1 protein-coding gene is annotated in these 1,457 nt (G+C 65.1%); it reads left to right on the top strand.

Annotated elements, in window-relative coordinates:
- Positions 1-1,457, top strand: a 1,457-nt coding sequence (locus JQ604_RS41360) for a chemotaxis protein CheA (protein WP_212366526.1), incomplete at both ends; no start/stop codon positions are given.

Consider the following 1,457-nt stretch of genomic DNA (forward strand, 5'->3'; position numbering starts at 1 on the left):
AAGAAGCCGGCCAAGAAGGCGGTGGCTGTCGAGAGCGAGGTCCAGGAAGGCGACAAGATCGCCAACCAGTCGATCCGCGTCAACGTCGACACCCTCGAGCACCTGATGACCATGGTCTCCGAGCTGGTGCTGACCCGCAACCAGCTGCTGGAGATTAGCCGCCGCAACGAGGACACCGAGTTCAAGGTGCCGCTGCAGCGCCTCTCCAACGTCACCGCCGAGCTGCAGGAAGGCGTCATGAAGACGCGCATGCAGCCGATCGGCAATGCCTGGCAGAAGCTGCCGCGCATCGTCCGCGACCTCTCCGGCGAACTCGGCAAGCAGATTGAATTGGAGATGCACGGCGCCGACACCGAGCTCGACCGCCAGGTGCTCGACCTGATCAAGGATCCCCTGACGCATATGGTGCGCAACTCCGCCGATCACGGCCTGGAGACGCCCGCCGAGCGCTCCGCCGCCGGCAAGCCCGAGCAGGGCACCATTCGTCTGTCCGCCTATCACGAAGGCGGCCACATCATCATCTGCATCGCCGACAACGGCCGCGGGCTCAACACCGAGCGGATCAAGGCGAAAGCCGTCCAGAACGGTCTCGTCACCGAGGCCGAGCTCGAGAAGATGACGGAAGCCCAGATCCACAAGTTCATCTTCGCGCCGGGCTTCTCCACCGCCGCCCAGATCACCTCGGTCTCCGGCCGCGGCGTCGGCATGGACGTGGTGCGCACCAATATCGACCAGATCGGCGGCACCATCGACATCAAGAGCGTGGCCGGCGAGGGCTCGTCGGTCACCATCAAGATCCCGCTGACGCTTGCGATCGTCTCGGCCCTGATCGTCGAAGCCGCCGGCGACCGCTTTGCGATCCCGCAATTGTCTGTCGTCGAGCTCGTCCGCGCCCGTGCCAACTCCGAGCACCGCATCGAGCGGATCAAGGACACCGCGGTGCTGCGGCTGCGCAACAAGCTGCTGCCGCTGATCCATTTGAAGAAGCTCCTGAAGATCGACGACGGCGCCGCCTCCGATCCCGAGAACGGCTTCATCGTGGTCACCCAGGTCGGCAGCCAGACCTTCGGCATCGTGGTCGACGGCGTCTTCCACACCGAAGAAATCGTGGTCAAGCCGATGTCCACGAAGCTGCGCCACATCGACATGTTCTCGGGCAACACGATCCTGGGCGATGGCGCGGTGATCATGATCATCGACCCCAACGGCATCGCCAAGGCGCTGGGCGCCTCCGGCTCCTCGGCCCATGAGATGGCCGAGGACAGCGCCGCCGCGCACGCCTCCTCGGGCGAGCAACTAACCTCGCTCTTGGTGTTCCGCGCCGGCACCAGCCAGCCCAAGGCGGTGCCGCTCGGCCTGGTCACCCGCCTGGAGGAGATCGCCACCGACAAGATCGAGCTCTCGAACGGCCGCTACATGGTGCAGTACCGCGAGCAGCTGATGCCGCTGGTGCAGAT

The sequence above is a fragment of the Bradyrhizobium jicamae genome, assembly GCF_018130695.1.
Classification (GTDB): Bacteria; Pseudomonadota; Alphaproteobacteria; order Rhizobiales; family Xanthobacteraceae; genus Bradyrhizobium; species Bradyrhizobium jicamae_B.